General features: G+C 64.2%; 18 protein-coding genes. 5 read left to right on the forward strand and 13 right to left on the reverse strand.

The annotated features are described in order from the left end of the window. Positions 1-230: 230 nt before the first annotated feature. Positions 231-1,496: a diaminopimelate decarboxylase gene (lysA, locus tag ACXAHG_RS16285; protein WP_475058984.1), complete on the forward strand. Its 1,266-nt coding sequence runs from the start codon at positions 231-233 to the stop codon at positions 1,494-1,496. Between the two features lie 48 nt (positions 1,497-1,544). Continuing rightward, complete coding sequence (locus ACXAHG_RS16290; protein ID WP_475058987.1) at positions 1,545-4,163, forward strand: DUF4175 domain-containing protein; 2,619 nt, start codon at positions 1,545-1,547, stop codon at positions 4,161-4,163. Positions 4,164-4,280: 117 nt separating this feature from the next. Here the strand turns inward: ACXAHG_RS16290 and ACXAHG_RS16295 are convergent, their stop codons facing one another. Continuing rightward, entirely contained in the window at positions 4,281-5,237 is a 957-nt protein-coding gene (locus ACXAHG_RS16295) for a zinc-ribbon domain-containing protein (RefSeq protein WP_475041515.1), read from the reverse strand. Between the two features lie 227 nt (positions 5,238-5,464). On the opposite strand from ACXAHG_RS16295, the gene ACXAHG_RS16300 reads away from it, so the two are divergent. The 3 genes from ACXAHG_RS16300 to ACXAHG_RS16310 are packed head-to-tail and all read left to right on the forward strand — an operon-like array spanning position 5,465 to position 7,784. After that, positions 5,465-6,142, forward strand: a complete 678-nt coding sequence (locus ACXAHG_RS16300) for a cell division ATP-binding protein FtsE (protein ID WP_475041516.1) — start codon at positions 5,465-5,467, stop codon at positions 6,140-6,142. After that, the gene (locus ACXAHG_RS16305; protein WP_475041518.1) at positions 6,139-7,038 is read left to right on the forward strand and encodes a cell division protein FtsX; all 900 of its coding nucleotides are present in this window, start codon (positions 6,139-6,141) and stop codon (positions 7,036-7,038) included. The genes ACXAHG_RS16300 and ACXAHG_RS16305 overlap by 4 nt, the downstream gene beginning before the upstream one ends. Further along, positions 7,038-7,784: a lysophospholipid acyltransferase family protein gene (locus tag ACXAHG_RS16310; RefSeq protein WP_475045240.1), complete on the forward strand. Its 747-nt coding sequence runs from the start codon at positions 7,038-7,040 to the stop codon at positions 7,782-7,784. Before ACXAHG_RS16305 ends, ACXAHG_RS16310 begins: the two co-directional genes overlap by 1 nt. A 227-nt stretch (positions 7,785-8,011) precedes the next feature. On the opposite strand, the gene ACXAHG_RS16315 is transcribed toward ACXAHG_RS16310, so the two are convergent. The 12 genes from ACXAHG_RS16315 to mdh all read right to left on the reverse strand — a co-directional run bounded on the left by ACXAHG_RS16315 (position 8,012) and on the right by mdh (position 21,008). Then, positions 8,012-8,320, reverse strand: a complete 309-nt coding sequence (locus ACXAHG_RS16315; RefSeq protein ID WP_475041519.1) for an EthD family reductase — start codon at positions 8,318-8,320, stop codon at positions 8,012-8,014. Between the two features lie 118 nt (positions 8,321-8,438). Further along, on the reverse strand, positions 8,439-9,830 hold the full coding sequence (gene lpdA, locus ACXAHG_RS16320; RefSeq protein ID WP_475041521.1) for a dihydrolipoyl dehydrogenase: 1,392 nt from the start codon (positions 9,828-9,830) through the stop codon (positions 8,439-8,441). A 70-nt stretch (positions 9,831-9,900) separates the two neighbouring features. Then, positions 9,901-10,170 carry a hypothetical protein gene (locus tag ACXAHG_RS16325; protein ID WP_019297079.1) on the reverse strand — a complete coding sequence of 90 codons (270 nt, stop codon included), beginning with the start codon at positions 10,168-10,170 and terminating at the stop codon, positions 9,901-9,903. 165 nt (positions 10,171-10,335) lie between these two features. Continuing rightward, positions 10,336-10,728 carry an MAPEG family protein gene (locus tag ACXAHG_RS16330; RefSeq protein ID WP_475041523.1) on the reverse strand — a complete coding sequence of 131 codons (393 nt, stop codon included), beginning with the start codon at positions 10,726-10,728 and terminating at the stop codon, positions 10,336-10,338. After that, complete coding sequence (locus tag ACXAHG_RS16335; RefSeq protein WP_475041524.1) at positions 10,725-11,315, reverse strand: hypothetical protein; 591 nt, start codon at positions 11,313-11,315, stop codon at positions 10,725-10,727. The genes ACXAHG_RS16330 and ACXAHG_RS16335 overlap by 4 nt, the downstream gene beginning before the upstream one ends. An 87-nt stretch (positions 11,316-11,402) precedes the next feature. Next, entirely contained in the window at positions 11,403-12,929 is a 1,527-nt protein-coding gene (odhB, locus tag ACXAHG_RS16340; RefSeq protein ID WP_475041525.1) for a 2-oxoglutarate dehydrogenase complex dihydrolipoyllysine-residue succinyltransferase, read from the reverse strand. A gap of 12 nt (positions 12,930-12,941) precedes the next feature. Then, complete coding sequence (locus tag ACXAHG_RS16345) at positions 12,942-15,893, reverse strand: 2-oxoglutarate dehydrogenase E1 component (RefSeq protein WP_475058990.1); 2,952 nt, start codon at positions 15,891-15,893, stop codon at positions 12,942-12,944. A gap of 7 nt (positions 15,894-15,900) precedes the next feature. Then, the gene (locus tag ACXAHG_RS16350) at positions 15,901-16,659 is read right to left on the reverse strand and encodes a hypothetical protein (RefSeq protein WP_475041529.1); all 759 of its coding nucleotides are present in this window, start codon (positions 16,657-16,659) and stop codon (positions 15,901-15,903) included. A gap of 151 nt (positions 16,660-16,810) precedes the next feature. Continuing rightward, the gene (sucD, locus tag ACXAHG_RS16355) at positions 16,811-17,695 is read right to left on the reverse strand and encodes a succinate--CoA ligase subunit alpha (protein ID WP_475041531.1); all 885 of its coding nucleotides are present in this window, start codon (positions 17,693-17,695) and stop codon (positions 16,811-16,813) included. Positions 17,696-17,708: 13 nt separating this feature from the next. Next, positions 17,709-18,536: a glycosyltransferase family 25 protein gene (locus ACXAHG_RS16360; protein WP_475058993.1), complete on the reverse strand. Its 828-nt coding sequence runs from the start codon at positions 18,534-18,536 to the stop codon at positions 17,709-17,711. Between the two features lie 12 nt (positions 18,537-18,548). Continuing rightward, a complete protein-coding gene (gene sucC, locus ACXAHG_RS16365; protein ID WP_475041534.1) occupies positions 18,549-19,742 on the reverse strand; it encodes an ADP-forming succinate--CoA ligase subunit beta in 1,194 nt (397 codons plus the stop codon). Between the two features lie 303 nt (positions 19,743-20,045). Then, a complete protein-coding gene (gene mdh / locus ACXAHG_RS16370; protein WP_475041536.1) occupies positions 20,046-21,008 on the reverse strand; it encodes a malate dehydrogenase in 963 nt (320 codons plus the stop codon). Positions 21,009-21,158 lie beyond the last annotated feature (150 nt).

Raw genomic sequence — 21,158 nt, forward strand, 5'->3', positions numbered from 1 at the left:
TGTGGCAACCGTTTTACAATGAGTATTTGAAGCAAGATGAAAGAGCAGCCCATTGTCACCTTGCAGGCAAATACTCAAACCCCGCCGCGCGTCAGCGCGGCGCACGGTCCAACGGCGCGGGCGCATCTTTGATGCGTTTGCGGCGGGCGGGAGAGCGCCTTTGTGTCCGGCAGGGCGTGCAGGGCGGAATCATTTGATCCATCTGCCCCTTTTGCCCTAAACGCAGGCCCATGGATCATTTTCTCTACCGCGACGGCGCGCTTTACGCCGAAGACGTTCCCATCTCCGAGATCGCCGCGGCGGTGGGCACTCCGTTCTATGTCTATTCCACCGCCACCCTGCTGCGCCATTTCCGCCTGTTCGACGAGGCGCTGGAAGGGACCGATCACCTGGTCTGCTTTGCGATGAAGGCGGCCTCCAACCAGGCGATCCTGAAGACACTGGCGCAGGCCGGCGCGGGCATGGATGTGGTCAGCCAGGGAGAATACCTGCGCGCCAGGGCGGCAGGGGTGCCGGGCGACAAGATTGTGTTTTCCGGCGTCGGCAAGACGGCAGAGGAAATCCGCGTGGCGCTCACCGGCGGTATCCGCCAGTTCAACGTGGAATCCGAACCGGAGATGGACGTGATCAGCGCCGTGGCTGCGGAGCTGGGCACCAAAGCCCCGATCACCATCCGGGTGAACCCGGACGTGGACGCCAAGACCCACGCCAAGATTGCCACCGGAAAATCCGAGAACAAGTTCGGCATCCCGATTGCCCGCGCGCGTGAGGTCTATGCCCGCGCCGCCGCGCTGCCGGGGCTGGAGGTGGCGGGGATCGACGTCCACATCGGTTCGCAGCTCACTGACCTGGAGCCTTTCCGGCTGGCCTATCAGAAGGTGGCGGAGCTAACCGAGGTCCTGCGCGCCGAGGGCCATAACATCCGCCGCCTGGATCTAGGCGGCGGTCTTGGCATTCCTTATGAGCGCTCCAACACTGCACCGCCCTTGCCGGTTGAATACGGCCAGATGGTCAAGGAGACCCTGGGCCACCTGGGCTGCGAGATCGAGATCGAGCCGGGCCGGCTGATCGCGGGCAACGCGGGCCAGCTGGTCAGCAAGGTGATCTATGTGAAGTCTGGCGAGGGGCGCGATTTCCTCATTCTGGACGCCGCGATGAACGACCTGATCCGCCCGGCGATGTATGAGGCGCATCACGACATCATCCCGGTCGAGGAAGCCGCGGCGGGTGTGGAAAGCCAGCCCTATGACATCGTTGGCCCGGTCTGCGAAACCGGCGATACCTTTGCCAAGCAGCGCGACCTGCCGCCGCTGGCATCGGGCGATCTGGTCGCCTTCCGCAGCGCCGGCGCCTATGGCGCGGTAATGGCCAGCGAATATAATTCCCGCCCGCTGATCCCGGAGGTGCTGGTGCACGGGGATCAATTCGCGGTTATTCGCCGCCGCCCGGACTATGAAGAGATGATAAACCGCGATACCATCCCGGAGTGGCTCTGAAGCGATCCGGGCGCGATCCGGCGCGGGCCATCAGATCATGAGGCCCGAATGCCCTTTGACCGCCTTAGAAACCGGCAGGCCGATCCGGTCCTGAAACACCTGCGCTGGCCGCTGGGCCTGACGCGGGCCGGGCTGGCAGCGGAGCGTGCCTTGCGCAGCTTCTGGCCGCTGGCCTCGCTGTTGATGGCGACGCTGGCATCCCTGATGCTGGGGCTGCACCAGTTGCTGCCGGAGCGGCTGGTTTGGACCGGCGCGATGGCGGTGCTGATTGCCACGGCGGCGGCGCTGGGCTGGGGCCTGTGGCGCTTCCGCTGGCCCAGCAAGGCCGCGGCGCTGGCGCGGCTGGACCAGACCCTGCCGGGCCGTCCCGTTGCCGCGCTTCTTGATACGCAGGCCATTGGCGCGGACGACGCCGCCTCAGCCGCGCTGTGGCAGGCGCACCAGCGCCGGATGGCAGCGGCGGCGGCCCAGGCCAAGGCTCCGGCGCCTGATCTCAACATTGCCTCCTTTGATCCCTACGCCTTGCGCTACATGGCGGGGTTGTTTCTGACGGTGGCGGTGCTGTTCGGGTCGATCTGGCAGGTGGCCACGGTGAAGGACCTGGGCAAGGGCGGCGGTGGCGTGCTGAACGGCCCGGCCTGGGAAGGCTGGGCTGAGCCGCCCGCATATACCCGCCTGCCGGTGCTCTATCTGAATGACCAGGACGGTGACGTGCTGAAACTGCCTCAGGGCAGCCGCGTCACCCTGCGCTTCTACGGCGAGGTGGGTGCGCTGGAGCTGGCGGAGACTGTCTCCGGCCAGCAGGTGGGCGAAGCGGATGCCCTGCAGACCGCAATGGAATTCGGCGTCACCCGCAGCGGCAGTTTTGCCATCGAGGGCGAAGGCGGGCGCAGCTGGCAGGTGGAGGTGATCCCGGACAATCCGCCCAAGGTGGCCGTCGCTGGCCAGCCTGAGCTGGAAAACGATGGCTTTACCGCCCTGGCCTTTGCAGCGCAGGATGATTACGGCGTGGCGGCCGGGCAGGTGCGGATCACCCTGGATCTGGCTGCGGTGGAGCGGCGCCACGGGCTGGCCGCGGACCCCGACCCGCGCGAGGCGCTGGTGCTGGACCTGCCGCTGCCCCTCTCGGGCTCGCGCAAGGATTTCACCGAGAAACTGATCGAGGATTTTGCCCGGCACCCCTGGGCCAATCTGCCGGTGGTCTTCACCTTCTCTGCTATGGATGAGGCGGGGCAATCCGCGGCAGCGGCCGGGTTCGGAACAGATTTGCTGACCCGGCGTTTCTTTGACCCGCTGGCTGCGGCGGTGATCGAACAGCGCCGCGACCTGCTGTGGGCACGCGCCAATGCGCCGCGGGTGGCGCAGATCCTGCGTACCCTGTCGCACCGGCCCGAGGGGCTCTACCGCGACTACGGCGATTATCTGCGGCTGCGTACGATCCTGCGGCGGCTGGAGAGTTATACCGTTGCCGGCGCGATCCCCGAGCGGCAGCAGGAGGAGATCGCCGCCGCGCTGTGGGATCTGGCGATCCAGCTGGAAGAGGGTGATGTGGGCGACGCGCTGGAACGGATGCAGCGGGCGCAGGAGCGGCTGAGCCAGGCGATGCGCGATGGTGCCAGCGAGCAGGAGATCGCCCGCCTGATGCAGGAGCTGCGCGAGGCGACCCAGGATTACCTGCGCCAGCTGAGCCGGATGGCCGAAAACAATGGCGAGATGATGGAGCCGGGCGAGATGCCTGACGACATGATGACCCTCAGCCAGGACGACCTGCAGGCGATGATGGACCGCATCCAGGAGCTGATGGAGCAGGGCCGCATGGCCGAGGCGGAGCAGGCGCTGCGCGAGTTCCAGCAGATGATGGAAAACATGCGCATGACCCGCTCGCAGCAGGGGCAGGGCCAGGGCAATGAGGGCCGCGAGGCGATGGAGGGGCTGGCCGAGACCCTGCGCGAGCAGCAGGGCCTGTCGGATCAGGCCTTCCGTGATCTGCAGGAGCAGTTCAACCCCGGCGCCCGCAGCGGCGAGAGCCAGGGTAACGAGGGCCGCGACGGCGGCCTGGGCCGCGGCCAGAGCCACCAGGGCGGCCAGGGCGGTGACGAGGGCCAGGACGGTCAGGGCGGCGAGGGTGCGGACAGCCGCAATCCCGGCGGCCAGGGCAGCGACGGCCGCGACCAGCCAGGGCAGGGCGGCTCGCTGGCCGACCGCCAGCAGGCGCTGCGCCAGCAGTTGCAGCAGCAGCAGGACGGGCTGCCCTATCTGGGCGGCGAGGCCGGCGAGGCCGCGCGCGAGGCGCTGGACCGGGCAGGCCGCGCTATGGAGGGGGCCGAGGAGGCCTTGCGCGGCGGCGATAATGCCGAGGCTATTGACCGGCAATCCGACGCGATGGAAGCGCTGCGCGAAGGCATGCGCAGCCTGGGCGAGGCGCTGGCGCAGCAACAGCAGCCGGGACAGCAGAACGGGCAGCAGCCCTCTGCCACCGCGCAGGGAGAGCGCCTGGACCCGCTGGGCCGCAACAACGGCAGCATCAGCGACGGCGGCAAGGTGGGCGAGGGCAATGCCTACCGCCGCGCCTGGGATCTGCTGGAGGATATCCGCCGCAGGGCCGGCGAGCGGGAGCGCAGCGAGCGCGAACGCGGCTATTTGCAGCGGCTGCTGGACCGGTTCTGAGTGCCGGTGCCGCATGCCGGGTCCGGATGACGGCCCGTCCTGAGCGCCTGAAAGAGGCCGGTCAGGCCGTACCGGTCAATGGACGCGGCTCACTGAATGTGAGTTGCTGAGTGCGGGTTACTGGACGCCGGTCAGCGATTTGACCTGCCCGTCCAGCCACAGCCGGGCCTGATCCACCCATCCGACATAGCTGGTCAGCATGGAATCCGCCTGCGGCAGCTTCTCGGCAATCAGCGGCGCATTGTCATAGACCATGACCAGGATCAGCGCGGCAATGACCGAGACCGAGAAGCCGCGGGCAAAGCTGCTTTTACGCCGCGCAGCCTGGTCTTGCGGATCGGTCTGCGGGGCGGGGGCCGCACCGCCGGCAGAGCGCAGGGTCGAATTGATTTCCTCAATATCCGGCAGCAGTTCCTTGCGGGAGCCGCTTTCGGCGGCGGCAATCTGGCGCGGGTCCTCGCCACGGATGCGCGCCATCCGGTCCCGCGCCTGGCGGCTGCGGCGGGCGGCCTCGTCCTCTGCGGCCGCGGCCTCCTCAAGCCCCAGATCGGGCTGGGTTTCCAGCCCCTGGCTTTCGGCAGCACGCAGCGAGGCTTCGCGTTCGGCCTCCTCGCGAAGAATGTCCGTCAGCGCCGGATCCAGCGCCCGGTTGCGCGGCGGCGCAGTGCCGGCGCTGTCCTCTGGCATCTCCTCTGCCACCTCCTCTGCCGGGGCGGGGGCATCTTCTACTTCGGGGCTATCCGGTTCAGCTGCTTCCTGGGCAGGTGCCGTATCATAGGAATAATCTGCCGTGTCCTCAGGCTCGGCTTCTGCCGCTGCTTCTGCCTCCGGTTCAAGGGAGGTGTCCGCTTCCGGCTGCTCCTCGGCACTGTCCAGGGGCGGTTGCGGCGCGGCTTCCTGCGGCATGGGGGCAGCGGCTGCCACCTCTGCCGGTTCTTCAGCTGCGGCAATGCCGGGCGCGGCTTGAAACCAGGTCTGGCCGCAGTTGGAACATTGCACGTCCCGGCCTTCCGCAGGGATCACATCCTCGGGCACTTCGTACTGGGCTGCGCAATTCGGGCAGGTCAGGCGCATCATGCTCTCCTCGGCACCATTCCGCCGTCCAGCTGGCGGCAGGTTGTTTTCATTCGATTATATGCAGCCGGGCCGTCTGGCGAAAGAGTCAATCGCCCAAGCCCGCCCAGCCGGGGCAGGGCCCGGGTTTCCCGGCAACAGAACGCCCGTTGAAGCCCCCATTGAAACTGCAGCCCCCATGGGGCAAAACACCCGGGCGCCAGCTGGCGCGCAATCAGGGGGCGGCAGTGATTGAGCTGGAAAATGTAGGCTATAACTACGGCGGCGGCGAGCTGCTGGATGCCGTGTCGGTGCAGCTGGCACCGGGGTCCTTCCACTTTCTGACCGGACCGTCCGGCGCTGGCAAGACCACCCTTCTGAAGCTTTGCTACGGGGCGCTGATGCCAACCGCGGGCCGGGTGCGCGCCTTCAACATGGATGTGCATGGGCTGGACCGCGACCAGATGGCCTATCTGCGCCGCCGGGTGGGGGTCGTGCATCAGGACTGCCGGTTCCTGGACCATCTGCCGGTCATTGAAAATATTGCCCTGCCGCTGCTGGTTTCGGGGCGCGAGCTGAACCATGAGGAGGCCAATCTGCGGGAATTGCTGAATTGGGTCGGCCTGTCGGAACGCGCCCATGCGCTGCCGCCGGAGCTGTCGGGCGGTGAGCGGCAGCGGGCGGCGCTTGCGCGCTCGGTGATCCTGTCGCCGGATGTGATCATCGCGGATGAACCCACCGGCAATGTGGATTGGGAAATGTCGCAGCGGCTGCTGCAGCTCCTGGTGGAGCTGAACCGGATGGGCAAGACCATCCTGGTCGCCACCCATGACCTGTCGCTGATCCGCGCCGCCAAGAACCAGGTGCAGGCGCGGGTGCTGCGGATTTCGAACCGGCAATTGCAGCTGGCGGGGGCGGATCTATGAGCGAGGGCAGGCTGCGCAAGCTGATCCTGGGCGATGCCCAGGCCAACCGGGTGGTGCCGCCCAGCGGCTTTACCGCCCAGCTGACGCTGTTTGTATCCGGCGCCATGGCCTTTCTGGCGGTGTTTGCGCTGGCGCTGTCGATGGCATCAGGCAGGCTGGCAGACCAATGGGCCTCGGAGCTGGCGCGTGCCGCCACCCTGCGCATCAATGCCCCGGCTGAGCAGCGCGCGGCGCAGACAGAGGCGGCGCTGGACATCCTGCGCCAGACGCCTGGCGTGGCCACTGCCCGCGCGCTTACCGGCGAGGAGCAGGCGGCGCTGCTGGCACCTTGGTTCGGCGCCAGCCTGCCGCTGGGCGACCTGCCGCTGCCGCAGCTCATCGAGGTGACAGGGGAGGAAAGCGGCTATGACGCCCAGGGGCTGCGGCTGCGCCTGCAGGCCGAAGTGCCGGGCGCGGTGCTGGATGACCACACCCGCTGGCGGGCCCCGCTGGTAGAGGCCGCGCAGGCGCTGCGGCGGCTGGCCTGGGTGTCGATCCTGCTGATCGGCGGCGCCACCGCCGCGATGATCACCCTGGCCGCCAATGCGGCGCTGGCCGCCAACGCCCAGGTGATCGAGGTGCTGCGGCTGGTCGGCGCGCTGGACAGCTATATCGCCCAGGCCTTCATCCGCCGCTTCACGCTGCGGGCGCTGACCGGCGCCGCGGCAGGTGTGGCACTGGGCATGACCGGGGTCTGGCTGATGCCGGAAGCCTCTGACGAGGGCGGTTTCCTCACCGGGCTTGGCTTTCAGGGCTGGGGCTGGCTGGTGCCGTTGCTGATCCCGCCGCTGGGTGCGCTGGTGGCCTTTGCCGCCACCACCCGCGCGGCCACCAAACGTTTGGGAGAACTGTCGTGATGCGTCTTTTCCGGCTGCTGCGCTCGGTGCTGTTTGACATCCATGTTTATGCCTCGATGCTGGTTCTGGGCCTGGTGTTCGCGCCCTGGGCGGTGGTGTCGCGCAAGGGCGCCCGGGCGGCCTGCAAAACCTATTGCCGCTGGGTGCTGTGGAGCGCGTCCTGGATGGTGGGGATCCGCACCGAGGTGCGCGGCCCGGTGCCTGAGGGCGAGGTGATCATTGCCGCCAAGCATCAGAGCTTTCTGGACATTCTGATCATCTTCAACGCGCTGCCTTCGGCCCGTTTCATCATGAAGCGGGAATTGCTGTGGACGCCGGTGATCGGGGTTTATGCCCGCCGTCTGGGCTGCGTGCCGGTAAACCGCGGCAAGCGCGGTGCGGCGATTGCCAAGATGGTCAAAGATGTCGCTGCGCAAAGCCGGGAGCCGGGCCAGCTGGTGATCTACCCGCAGGGGACGCGGGTGATGCCGGGCGCCGAGAAACCATACAAAGTTGGCACAGCGGTGCTCTATGAGGGGCTGGGACAAGCCTGTGTTCCCGTGGCAACCAATGTCGGCGTTTTCTGGCCCCGCAACGGGCTGATGCGAAACCCGGGCCTTGGGGTGGTGGAATTCCTTGAGCCGATGGCGCCCGGGATGCGGCCAAAAGCCTTCATGAAAGACTTGGAAGCGAGGGTTGAAGGCCGTTCCGCAGCGCTGATGCGCGAGGCGGGCTTCGATCCAGGACAGCCCGCGCTGCAGAGCTGATCTGCGGCGGCGGCTGCGGCAGGCGGCGCAAGGAAATTCAAATTTCCTTGGCAAAAGTTTTTGCAAAACTTTTGTGCGCCGGCTTTCGGAACCTGCGGCGGAAATCCGGCTGCTGCGCGTTTGTATTTCAGCCAGCGCAACCGTCCGGCGTTTGCGCCACCACTCACCTGCCGGCCGTTGTGCCGGGCCTGGCTGGCAGGACAACCCCTTGCCAGCCCGGCGCCCTTTCAGCGGATCACTTCGCCAATCAGGATCTGCGGCTGCACGTTGGTGAAATTCGGGATGTCGGCCAGGGCGGGGCCGGCCGCCTGCATCGCCGCATCCATTGCCGCCTGATCGGCAAAAACCATAGTTGCGACAGCATGGTAAGGCGCGGGCGCATCCGTGCCGCCGGCCAGCCCTTTGGTCACAATGATGCTTTGGGTGTGCGGTGCGATATGTTCGTCCACCAGCGCCATATGCGCCGCGGCATAATAGCCGTGATCGAACCGGCTTTCTTCGCTGACAGGGTAGATGACTTGCAGTGAAACGGGCATTGATGGCCTCCTGTGGCTGCATTGCAGGGGCACTAGAGCCGGTCTTTGCCGCCCTGCCAATGGAAAAAGGGCAGCTGCGTCAAGCTGCCCTTTTTGCTGAAATCTCTCTGCCCGGCGCTTAGCTGTGGATCGGTCCGTCGCCGCAGGCCAGAGCGGCCTCGCGCACGGCTTCGGAATAGGTCGGGTGGGCGTGGCAGGTGAGCGCCACATCCTCGGCCGAGGCGCCGAACTCCATTGCCACACACAGTTCGTGGATCATGTCGCCCGCCGCCGGGCCGATGATCGCGGCGCCCAGGATGCGGTCGGTTTCCTTGTCGGCGATGATTTTGACAAAGCCGCCCTCAGCCTGGCCGACGGCCTTGGCGCGGGCGTTGCCCATGAACATGAACTTGCCCACCTTGGTCTTCTTGCCTTCGGCCTTCAGCGCATCTTCGGTCTGACCCACGGTGGCCACTTCAGGCGTGGTGTAGACGACACCCGGAATGACGCCGTAATTCACATGGCCATGCTTGCCGGCAATCACCTCGGCCACCGCCATGCCCTCATCCTCGGCCTTGTGCGCCAGCATCGGGCCTTCGATCACATCGCCGATGGCATAGATGCCGGGGATATTGGTGCGCCAGTGGTTGTCGGCGGCGATCTGGCCGCGCCCGGTCATCTTGACGCCAAGCGCATCCAGGCCGAGGCCGTCGCTGTAGGGTTTGCGGCCCGTGGCTACCAGCACAACATCGGCGTCCAGCGTGACCTCGTCGCCGCCTTTCTTGGGCTGGTATTTGACCTTGGCCTTGGTCTTGGTGGTCTCCACCCCCTGTACCGCGGCGCCCAGGATGATGTTGAGGCCCTGCTTTTCCAGGATCCGCTTGAAGCTGCGCTGCACGTCCTTGTCCATGCCGGGGCAGACCGCGTCCATGTATTCCACCACGGTCACTTCCGACCCGAGGCGGGCATAAACCGAACCCAGCTCCAGCCCGATCACGCCCGCACCGATCACCGCCAGTTTCTTGGGGATCTTCGGCAGCTCCAGCGCGCCGGTGGAGGAGACCACGATCTTTTCGTCGATCTCCACACCCGGAATGGAGGTGGGCACCGAGCCGGAGGCGATCACGATGTTCTTGGCCTCATGCACCTCGCCGCCGACCTGCACCTTGCCGGCCGCCGGGATGGAGGCCCAGCCCTTGATCCAGTCGATCTTGTTCTTCTTGAACAGAAACTCGATGCCGCCGGTGTTCTGGCCGATGACCTCGTCCTTGTAGGCCTTCATCTGGTCCCAATCGACCGAGGGGCTTTTGCCCTTGAGGCCCATATGGGCAAAGTTGTGCTCCGCCTCATGCAGCAGATGGGTTGAATGCAGCAGCGCCTTAGAGGGAATGCAGCCGACGTTCAGGCAGGTGCCGCCAAGGGTCTCGCGCCCCTCGACAACAGCTGTCTTCAGTCCCAGCTGGGCGCAGCGGATGGCGCAGACATAGCCGCCGGGGCCGGCGCCGATTACGATGACGTCATATTGGGACATGGGTCGGTTTTCCTCTGTTCTCCCTGGTTCCGTTTGGCGGAACACGCGTTAGGGGATAGTGGTCTTAGGATCAGACGGGGGTCAACATCTTGATCGAGATATTGGTGACCCCGTCGCGTTCAAGGTGCATGGCGAGTTCCTCCGAGCCGAAAAAGGCGCGGGCCTTCTCCAGATCGGTGATCGCGAACAGCGCCACGGCGTGGTTTTTCCGGTCCGGATCGCTCCAGACGTTCAGATCGGTGATGCCGGCGGCCTGCCGGTTGCGCTTGTCCTGCCTGAAGACGGTGAGCCAGGCGTTGAAATCGGCTACGTCGGCCTGCCAGAGCACATGAGTTGCCATTGGTCTTCTCCTTATTCCGTTCTGGAAGCAGGATGGACCGGAAGGGCAGGGGAGCGCTTTGACTACGCTCAAGAAATCCCGTCGTGCGCTTGGCCGTGTCAGGAAGGGGGCGCTGCCCCCGGCCCTGGCGGGCCTCCCCCGGGATATTTTCGGCCAGAAGAAGCATCATGCGCGGAGCGCCCCTGCGGGCATGGCGGCGGGGCCGCTGGTCGCGATGAGCCAGATTGCGGTGTGCAGGTAAGGCACGCCGCTGAGGTTTGCGGGCAGGCAGAGGGCGCGGCCCGCGAGGTAGGTGTAGAGCCCGGTGGTGATCAGGGAACTTTTGAGGCCGGCCAGTTCCGCAACCAGGGCGAGGCTGATGAAGACCGGGGCGGTTTCCAGAAAGTTGGTGAAGGCCCGCCGCGCCCGCCCTGCCCGCGCGCCGCGGCTGACGGCTGTGTCGCGCGGGCCTGCGGTCCAGGCGTTGCCAACGGATAGCTTTAGCAGGAAGCTGTCGCAGCTCACGTGGATCAGGGCGAGGATCGAGAGGCAGACAAGGCCCCAGAGCGGGAGGGTCATGCCTGTCCTGCCTCTGGTTGGTCCATGAGTGCTAGGAGTTCGGTATGCTGCTTTGGGATGTCGACAGTTCGTTCCCGAACTGACTCAGAAACAAGAAAGTCTCGATGTAACATCTTTGAGGCTAGCAAACTCACACAGTTTACAAAGGTCGCTCGGTAGTCGCTCTTGGCAACCCAATTTAGCTCTTGTTCATCGACTTCTTTCGAAGGATGTTTTCTGAGTTCGCCAACTTTGCTTCGAATGCTCTCGTCCGAAAACTCGATAAAAAGATTGTGCGCAAACTTGTTGCGAATTTCTGCAGCTTGGCGAAGTGCACTTCGCTCGATTGAACTAATAAAACCCAAACAGAGGCAAAAATCACACCGCGCACTAAACTCCCCTAGAGGACGCATAGTACCAGTCAAATTCTTCGCAGCTTTGCTGTCGCCAAGTTGTGCAAGAACGATGCGCTCCACCAAAAGTTCAAGGTACGAAACGGCCGAGATGACACATCCACGATCAGTCTCTTTAAAGAGGTCGTTGGTGAATTTGCAAAATTCTCTTTTTCTTTGGTTCTCAATACCGGGATTTGTCCATTTAGGGTCCATCTCAGGGAAACCAATCGAATAGAGGTATTGTTACTAGAATTGCCCGCTGGGCGGAATAGCCCGCCCAGCGGAGAGGAAATTAGCTAATTACAAATCCATCAGCAAACGCCGCGGATCTTCCAGCGCTTCCTTGACGCGGACCAGGAAGGTCACGGCGCCTTTGCCGTCGACGATGCGGTGGTCATAGCTCAGCGCCAGATACATCATCGGGCGGATTTCCACCTTGCCGTTGATCGCCATCGGGCGGTCCTGGATCTTGTGCATGCCCAGGATGCCGGACTGCGGCGGGTTCAGGATCGGCGAGGACATCAGCGAGCCGTAGACGCCGCCGTTGGAGATGGTGAAGGTGCCGCCCTGCATCTCGGCCATCGACAGCTTGCCGTCGCGGGCGCGGGCGCCTTTTTCGGCAATCGCCTTTTCAATGGCGGCAAAGGACATCGCGTCCGCATCGCGGATCACCGGCACCACCAGGCCCGTGGGGGTGCCCGCGGCGATGCCCATATGGACGAAGTTCTTGTAGACGATGTCGGTGCCGTCGATCTCGGCGTTGACCTCCGGCACTTCTTTCAGCGCGTGGCAGCAGGCCTTGGTGAAGAAGGACATGAAGCCCAGTTTTACGCCGTGCTTCTTCAGGAACAGGTCCTTGTACTCGTTGCGCAGCGCCATCACCTCGGTCATGTCGACCTCGTTGTAGGTGGTCAGCATGGCGGCGGTGTTCTGGCTGTCCTTCAGGCGCTTGGCGATGGTCTGGCGCAGGCGGGTCATCTTGATCCGCTCTTCACGCGCCGCGTCATCGGCGGTGACGGGGCCGCGCACCTGGGCAGGTGCCGGGGCAGGTGCCGCGGGCGGCGCCGCCTTGGCAGCGGCCACGGCGGCGGCGACGTCTTCCTTCATGATGCGCCCGTCCCGGCCGGTGCCGGCGACCTGCGTGCCATCAATGCCGGCTTCTGCCATAGCCTTTTCGGCCGAGGGTGCGTTGGCCACATCCTTGGAGCTGCCGGCAGCGGCGGCCGGGGCAGGGGCTGCGGCAGGGGCTGCGGCGGCACCGGCGGCGGCGGAGGCGATCACACCCAGCTGCGAGGAAGCCTGCACGGTGGCGCCTTCCGCCGCCATGATCTCGGTCAGCACGCCGGGTGCGGGGGCGGGAACCTCGACAGAGACCTTGTCGGTTTCCAGCTCGCACAGCATTTCATCCTGCGCGACGCTGTCGCCCACCTTTTTGAACCAGGAGGACACAGTCGCCTCGGAGACCGACTCGCCAAGTGCGGGAACCATGACCGGCACCGGCGCGCCGTTATCGCCGGAGGACGCAGCAGCAGGAGCCGGTGCCGCCGCCTTTCCAGCAGAGGGCGCGGCAGGGGCTGCGGCAGCGCCGTTGGCTTCGGTCAGGGTGGCCAGCAGCGCATCAACGCCGACGGTGTCGCCTTCTGCGGCAACGATCTCGCCCAATGTCCCGGCGGCAGGCGAGGGCACTTCGACAGTCACCTTGTCGGTTTCCAGTTCGCAAAGCATTTCATCGGCATTGACGCTGTCGCCGGGCTTCTTGAACCAGGTGGCCACGGTGGCCTCGGTCACGGATTCGCCCAGGGTGGGTACGCGGACTTCGGTTGTCATGTCTCTTTATCCTCAGATGCTCAGCGCTTCGTTCACGAGGGCTGCTTGTTGGGCTTTGTGTTCGCTGGCCAGGCCGGTTGCGGGCGAGGCCGAGGTGGCACGGCCTGTATAGACGGGCCGGGTGTGCTTGGCGCCGATGCGGGTCAGCACCCATTCGATGTTGGGCTCAATGAAGGTCCAGGCGCCCTGGTTCTTGGGCTCTTCCTGGCACCAGACCATTTCCGCCTGCTTGAAGCGTTCCAGCTCCTTCACCATCGAGATGGCGGGGAACGGGTAGAACTGCTCGATCCGCATCAGGTAGACGTCATTGATGCCGCGGGCGTCGCGTTCTTCCAAGAGGTCGTAGTAGACCTTGCCCGAGCACATCACCACACGCTTGATCTTGTCGTCCGCCACCAGCTGGGTGTCGGAGTTACCGTGCTGCGCGTCGTCCCACAGCACCCGGTGGAAGCTGGAGCCGGTGGTGAATTCCTCTGCCTTGCTGACCGCCAGCTTGTGGCGCAGCAGCGACTTCGGCGTGACCAGGATCAGCGGCTTGCGGAAGGTGCGGTGCAGCTGGCGGCGCAGGATGTGGAAGTAGTTGGCCGGCGTGGTGCAGTTGGCCACGATCCAGTTGTCCTGGCCGCACATCTGCAGGAAGCGCTCCAGCCGGGCGGAGGAGTGCTCCGGCCCCTGGCCCTCAAACCCGTGCGGCAGCAGGCAGACGAGGCCCGACATCCGCAGCCATTTGCTTTCACCGGAGGAGATGAACTGGTCGAACATGATCTGGGCGCCGTTGGCGAAGTCGCCGAACTGGGCCTCCCACAGAGTGAGCGCATTGGGTTCCGCCAGCGAGTAGCCGTATTCAAAACCCAGCACCGCATATTCGCTGAGGGCCGAGTCGATCACCTCATACTGGGACTGGCCGGCGCGGATGTTGTTGAGCGGGAAATACCGCTCCTCGGTCTCCTGGTTGACGATGCCGGAATGGCGCTGCGAGAAGGTGCCGCGGGTGGCGTCCTGGCCTGCCAGGCGCACCGGGTAGCCTTCCAGCATCAATGAGCCAAAGGCCAGCGCCTCGCCGGTGGCCCAGTCAAAACCCTCGCCGCTTTCGAACATCTTGCCGCGGGCGTCCAGAACCCGGCCGACGGTGCGGTGCAGCGGGAAGCCCTCGGGCACGCGGCTGAGGGCGGTGCCGATCTCGGCCAGGGTCTCTGGCGCGATCGCGGTGCGGCCGCGCTGGTAGTCTGCGTCCTTCTTGTCCAGATGCGACCAGCGCCCGTCCAGCCAGTCGGCCTTGTTGGGCTTGTAGTCCTTGCCGCTTTCGAACTCTTCGTTCAGATGCGCCTGGAAGGCGGCCTTCATATCCTCAATCTCCCCTTCGGGGATCAGGCCATCCTTGACCAGGCGGTCGGTGTACAGGCTGAGGGTGGTCTTGTGGCCCTTGATCTTCTTGTACATCAAGGGATTGGTGAACATCGGCTCGTCGCCTTCGTTGTGGCCGAAGCGGCGGTAGCAGAAGATGTCCAGCACCACGTCCTTGTGGAACTTCTGGCGGAACTCAGTGGCGACCTTGGCCGCGTGCACCACCGCCTCCGGGTCGTCGCCGTTCACGTGGAAGATCGGCGCCTCAACCACCAGCGCGTTGTCGGTGGGGTAGGGGGAGGAGCGCGAGAAATGCGGCGCGGTGGTGAAACCGATCTGGTTGTTCACCACGATATGCATGGTGCCGCCGGCCTTGTGGCCCTTGAGGCCCGAGAGCGCAAAGCATTCCGCCACCACGCCCTGGCCGGCAAAGGCCGCGTCGCCATGCAGCAGGATCGGCAGCACCTGGCTGCGGTCCTTGTCGCCCAACTGATCCTGCTTGGCGCGGACCTTGCCCAGAACCACCGGGTTCACCGCCTCCAGGTGGGAGGGGTTGGCGGTGAGGGAAAGGTGGACATTGTTGCCGTCAAACGCGCGGTCAGATGACGCGCCGAGGTGGTATTTCACGTCGCCGGAGCCATCCACGTCCTCGGGCTTGAAACTGCCGCCCTGGAACTCGTTGAAGATCGCCCGGTAGGGTTTCTGCATCACGTTGGCGAGGATATTCAGGCGGCCGCGGTGCGGCATGCCGATCACGATGTCGCGCACACCCAGCGCGCCGCCGCGCTTGATGATCTGCTCCATCGCCGGGATGAGGCTCTCGCCGCCGTCGAGGCCGAACCGTTTGGTGCCGGTGTATTTGACGTGCAGGAATTTCTCGAAGCCCTCCGCCTCGACCATCTTATTGAGGATCGCCTTGCGGCCCTCGCGGGTAAAGGTGATTTCCTTGTTGTAGCCCTCGATCCGTTCCTTCAGCCAGCTGGCCTGCTCCGGGTCGGAGATATGCATGTACTGCAGCGCAAAGGTGCCGCAGTAGGTGCGTTTCACGATCTCGACGATCTGGCGCATGGTGGCGACCTGCAAGCCCAGCACGTTGTCGAGGAAGATCGGCCGGTCCATGTCGCCGTCCGTGAAACCATAGGATTTCGGGTCCAGCTCCGGATGCGGAGTGGCGGCGCGCATGCCCAGCGGGTCCAGATCAGCCGCCAGATGGCCGCGGATCCGGTAGGCGCGGATCAGCATCAGGGCGCGGATCGAGTCCAGCACCGCGCGCTGAATCTGATCATCGGTGACCTCAACGCCCTTGGCAGCGGCCTTGTCCTTGATTTTCTTGCCCGCGCCCTTGGCCTCGGCGGGGGCCGGCCATTCGCCGGTCAGCGCGCCGGTCAGATCGTCATTTGGGGCCGGCGGCCAGTCGCCGCGCGCCCAGGAGGGGCCTTTGGCCTCTGCCTTCACGTCCAGTTCAGCGTCGCCCATCTGGCGGAAGAATTCGGCCCAGGCGGCATCCACCGCGCCCGGGTCATTGGCGTAACGGGCATAGAGCTGCTCCAGATACTCCGCATTGTGCCCCTGCATGAAAGAGGAGGCGTGGAAGAGGTCGTTTGGGCTTTGTTCGGTCATCTTAGCCTCACAGGGTCGGGATTGTCTTGACGGTAAGTACCCAAGGGGAAGAACTACTTCCCTCGGGTAAAAAATCGGGAAACTGCATCAGGTGAATTTCTGCCTGCAGCATGTCATGCTCTTGTTCGCGCCCGGTTGCCGAGTGGAACAGAGACGTCAGAATGCCAGGAAATGTGTCAATCTTAGCAGTGAAGTGCTCATAGCTATCCGCCCTGGACGCGCTAAATGACAGGTCCTCGTGCGACAACAGAGCTGTTGCCCAATCCTCAGGAATGTTTGTTACGGTGCAGACTGCAAAAGCACCTCTGACCAAGCTGGAAAGGGAAAACTCGATAGGCAGCTTGTGATCGCCATCGAACCACCAAAGGGAGCGCACACGCCGCTTGTCGTCAAGCATGGCGCTTTCTCTAAACAACGCAGGCTGCTTTGCGCGGCTTAGTTCCGAACGGTTTTTTTCATGAATTCTGTCATACCAGCGCTCGGAAAAATCATCATTGGAAAAAAACTTCTTCAGCGCCTCAGCAGGCAGGTCTTCAAGAGAAACAAACGATCTGCTCAAAGCCGCATTTAAGGAAAGTGACGCGAATTTCTTTTCTTCGTTTTGAGCGAGCGGGCGAAGCGAAAGCTCGGAATGCAAACGTGCAACTGCGCCATGCCTTTCAAGATCGTAGCTGGTTTCATCGATACACGCGGAAACAAGGCTGGCAAATTCTTTGAATTCATGGGCTTCAGCATTGGCAGCAGGGCATATGCCTAAAGCAAGCATGCACACGATTGCCCGGCGCAGGGCGCCTGGCAGCGCCCGTCCCGCCCCCGTCAAACCGGAGGTTTGCCTCCGGCAAAACGGGGCGGGCGCTTCGCACCCTCCCCGCCGGGACGAGCGCTGGACACTGCCATGGCGCGCTGCGGGAGCCATCTTACTTGCCGATCGCTTTCAGCACCGCTTCACCCAGGCCGGCCGGGCTTTCGGCGACAACGATGCCTGCGGATTTCATCGCTTCGATCTTGTCCTCGGCGCCGCCCTTGCCGCCGGCGACAATCGCGCCCGCGTGGCCCATGCGGCGGCCCGGAGGGGCGGTGCGGCCTGCGATGAAGCCTGCCACCGGCTTCTTGCGGCCCTTCTTGGCCTCATCGGCCAGGAACTGCGCCGCTTCTTCCTCGGCGGAGCCGCCGATTTCGCCGATCATGATGATGCTCTCGGTCTCATCGTCGGCCAGGAACCATTCCAGCACGTCGATATGCTCGGTGCCCTTGATCGGGTCGCCGCCGATGCCGACGCAGGTCGACTGGCCCAGGCCCACGTCGGTGGTCTGCTTCACCGCCTCATAGGTCAGGGTGCCGGAGCGGGACACCACGCCGACGGAGCCGCGGCGGTGGATGTGGCCGGGCATGATGCCGATTTTGCAGGCGTCAGGCGTAATCACGCCGGGGCAGTTGGGGCCGATCAGGATTGAGGAGGAGTTCTCCAGCGCCCGCTTCACCTTCATCATGTCCAGAACCGGGATGCCTTCTGTGATCGCCACGATCACTTCCATTTCGGCGTCGATCGCCTCAAGGATGGAATCCGCGGCAAACGGCGGCGGCACGTAGATCACGGAGGCATTGGCTTCGGTCACATGCTTGGCTTCATGCACCGAGTTGAAGACCGGCAGGTTCAGGTGGGTCTGGCCGCCTTTGCCGGGGGTCACGCCGCCGACCATCTGGGTGCCATAGGCGATGGCCTGCTCGGAGTGGAATGTGCCTTGAGAGCCGGTAAAGCCCTGACAGATGACCTTGGTGTTTTCGTCGATAAGGACTGCCATGTTTTTGGTTCCTTCAAGCGGTATGTGTGTGTTGGGTCTGCGGGGTGGCCAGGGAACGGCCGTCGAAGCGGATTTTTTCGAGGGTGGCCCGCCCCAGGACCACGCTGGGAAGTATTCGGAAGCCGCCGCGGAACTCATAGATCCCGCGCCGGAGTTTCTGGCGGATCAGCGGCCAGCCCTTGGGCCGGTGGCGCGCCGGGCCGATAGCGTGCTCGCCGGGGGCCTCGTTGCCCTGTTCGGCAAGTGCAGGCTGCACCTGATAGACCTTGAGCGCGCGCGCCGGCAGCGAGGCGTCAAAGTTGAACAGCAAGTTGTCCAGGGTGATTTCGAACGGGCGGCTGTCCAGCAGGTGCTGTGCAGCCTGGCGCGAGATCACATAGGCCGCGCCGCCGGCATGGCGGGACAGCATCTGGCGCACCTCGCGGCCAAGATGGGTGAAGCCATCCTTGCCAAGTGCCACCTGCAGTTTCTTGGCCCGCCAGCGTTCGAACTTGACGATGCCGGCATCTGCGGGCCACCAGGACAGATCCGCCAGCCAGGCGCCGGTGTCGGGCGACAGGAAAACGTCATCCTCCAGGATCAGCGCCACATCGGCGTCTGACGCCAGCAGCGCCTCCCAGGCCTTGGCATGGCTGAGGGTGCAGGCCATGTCCTTGGTCTGGAAATAGCCCCAGTTGCCCTCAGGTGCGCATTGTTTGAGCATCTCCTCGCGGCTGATCTCGGTGCTGTCCACCGCATCAACGCGCTCAGCCGAGAGCCCGGCCTGATCCAGCTCCCGCTGCATCAGCTCCGCCCGGCCCGTCGCCTGCCGCAAGCCTATGAGGTAGACAGCCGCCTTCACCGGATCTGGCCCTTAGCCCTTCACCGCTTTCACGATCTTCTCGGCGCCGTCTTTCAGGTTGTCGGCGGCGATCACGTCGAGGCCGGAGGTGTTGATGATCTCCTTGCCCTGCTCAACGTTGGTGCCTTCAAGGCGGACCACCAGCGGCACCTTCAGGCCGACTTCCTTCACCGCGGCGACCACGCCCTCGGCGATCACGTCGCAGCGCATGATGCCGCCGAAGATGTTGACCAGGATGCCTTTGACGTTGGGGTCGGAGGTGATGATCTTGAACGCTTCGGTCACCTTCTCCTTGGTGGCGCCGCCGCCCACGTCGAGGAAGTTGGCAGGCTCAGCGCCGTAAAGCTTGATAATGTCCATGGTGGCCATCGCGAGCCCTGCGCCGTTCACCATGCAGCCGATCTCGCCATCCAGCGCGATGTAGTTCAGGTCGTACTTGGAGGCTTCCAGCTCTTTCGGGTCTTCCTCGGTGGTGTCGCGCAGCTCAGCGACGTCGGCGTGGCGGTAGACCGCGTTGCCGTCAAAGCCGACCTTGGCGTCCAGCACCTTGAGGCTGCCGTCGTCGCCGACGATCAGCGGGTTGATCTCCAGCATCTCCATGTCCTTCTCGACGAAGGCTTTATAGAGCTGGCCCATCAGCTTGACGCATTGCTTGACCTGAGCGCCCTCAAGGCCCAGCGAGAAGGCGATGCGGCGGCCGTGGTAGGCCTGGTAGCCAGTGGCCGGGTCGACAGAGAAGGACAGGATCTTTTCCGGGGTGGCGGCGGCCACTTCCTCGATGTCCATGCCGCCCTCGGTGGAGCAGACAAAGGAGATGCGCGAGGTCTGGCGGTCCACCAGCAGCGCCAGGTACAGCTCGGTCTGGATGCCGGAGCCCGCCTCGATGTAGATGCGGTTCACCTGCTTGCCGGCCGGGCCGGTCTGGTGCGTGACCAGGGTGCGGCCCAGCATCTTCTTGGCTTCCTCGGCCGCTTCTTCCACGGATTTGGTCAGGCGCACACCGCCTTTTTCGCCGGCGTCGGCTTCCTTGAAGGAGCCCTTGCCGCGGCCGCCTGCATGGATCTGTGCCTTGACGACCCAAAGCGGCCCGTCCAGTTCGCCTGCGGCGGTTTTGGCGTCTTCGGCCTTCAGCACCACGCGTCCGTCGGACACCGGAGCACCGTAGCTGCGAAGGAGGGCTTTGGCCTGATATTCGTGGATGTTCATTTGAAACTGTCCCGTCTGGCTGCAATTGTCTGGCTTCAATAGGCCGTCTTAAAGCCAAGTGTTAAAGGCTTTTTTGACAGGGGGCAGGGAAATGATGAAGATTTTCAACTTTTGTGATCACGGTTTTCAGGGGTGTGATCACAAATTAGCGGAAGCTTAACGGCTGTGATTCGAGGTTGCATGCCATAGGCCGCTACCGCCGTATCATGGCGCAAAAACGTCAGCCGCCGGAACCGCGACGCTGCGGCAAAAGGAAAAGGGCCCGCCGAAGCGGACCCTCTGAACTGTCTGAAGCTTTGCGGCTTAGGCCAATGAGCTGTCGATGCCCTTGCAGGCCTCGACCAGGCCTTTCACGGCGTTGACCGAATTGTCGAACATGGCCTGTTCTTCTTCGTTCAGCTGGATGTTCACCACTTTTTCGATGCCGCCGGCGCCGATCACGGTGGGCACGCCCACATACATGTCCTTGACGCCCAGCTCGCCGTCGCAATAGGCGGCACAGGGCAGCACGCGCTTCTGGTCCTTCAGATAGGCTTCGGCCATTTCGATTGCGGAGGTGGCCGGCGCGTAGAAGGCGGAACCGGTTTTCAGCAGGCCAACGATTTCGGCGCCGCCGTCACGGGTACGCTGCAGGATCGCGTCCAGGCGCTCCTGGGTGGTCCAGCCCATCTTGACCAGGTCGGGCAGCGGGATGCCGGCAACGGTGGAATAGCGCACCGACGGCACCATGGTGTCGCCGTGGCCGCCCAGAACAAATGCGGTGACGTCTTTCATGGAGACGCCGAATTCCTCGGCCAGGAAGTGGCGGAAGCGGGCGGAGTCCAGCACGCCGGCCATGCCGCAGACCTTGGAGTGGGGCAGGCCGGAGAATTCGCGCAGGGCCCAAACCATCGCGTCCAGCGGGTTGGTGATGCAGATCACGAAGGCGTTCGGCGCGTGGTCGCGGATGCCTTCGCCGACGGATTTCATCACCTTCAGGTTGATGCCCAGCAGGTCGTCGCGGCTCATGCCCGGCTTGCGCGGCACGCCGGCGGTCACGATGCAGACATCGGCGCCTGCGATGTCCTCATAGGACTGGGTGCCCTTCAGGGAGGCGTCGAAGCCCTCGGAGGGACCGGATTCTGCGATGTCCAGCGCCTTGCCTTCGGGGATGCCTTCGGCAATGTCGAAGAGAACGACGTCGCCCAGTTCCTTGAGGGCTGCGAGATGTGCGAGGGTGCCGCCGATCTGACCTGCGCCGATGAGGGCGATTTTGGGTCGTGCCATTGGAAAATGTCTCCGGTCCGGTTGAAATTTCCTGATGCCTACGGCGTAAAACCGGGCCGTGCAAGGGTTCTGCGCTGCGGCAAAGGGTGCTGTATGCTTGTGTATACCGCGTTGATACCGCTAAACCGTCAGTAATCCGGGGGTTTCAGA

This window comes from Leisingera sp. ABD4_442 (assembly GCF_056160905.1).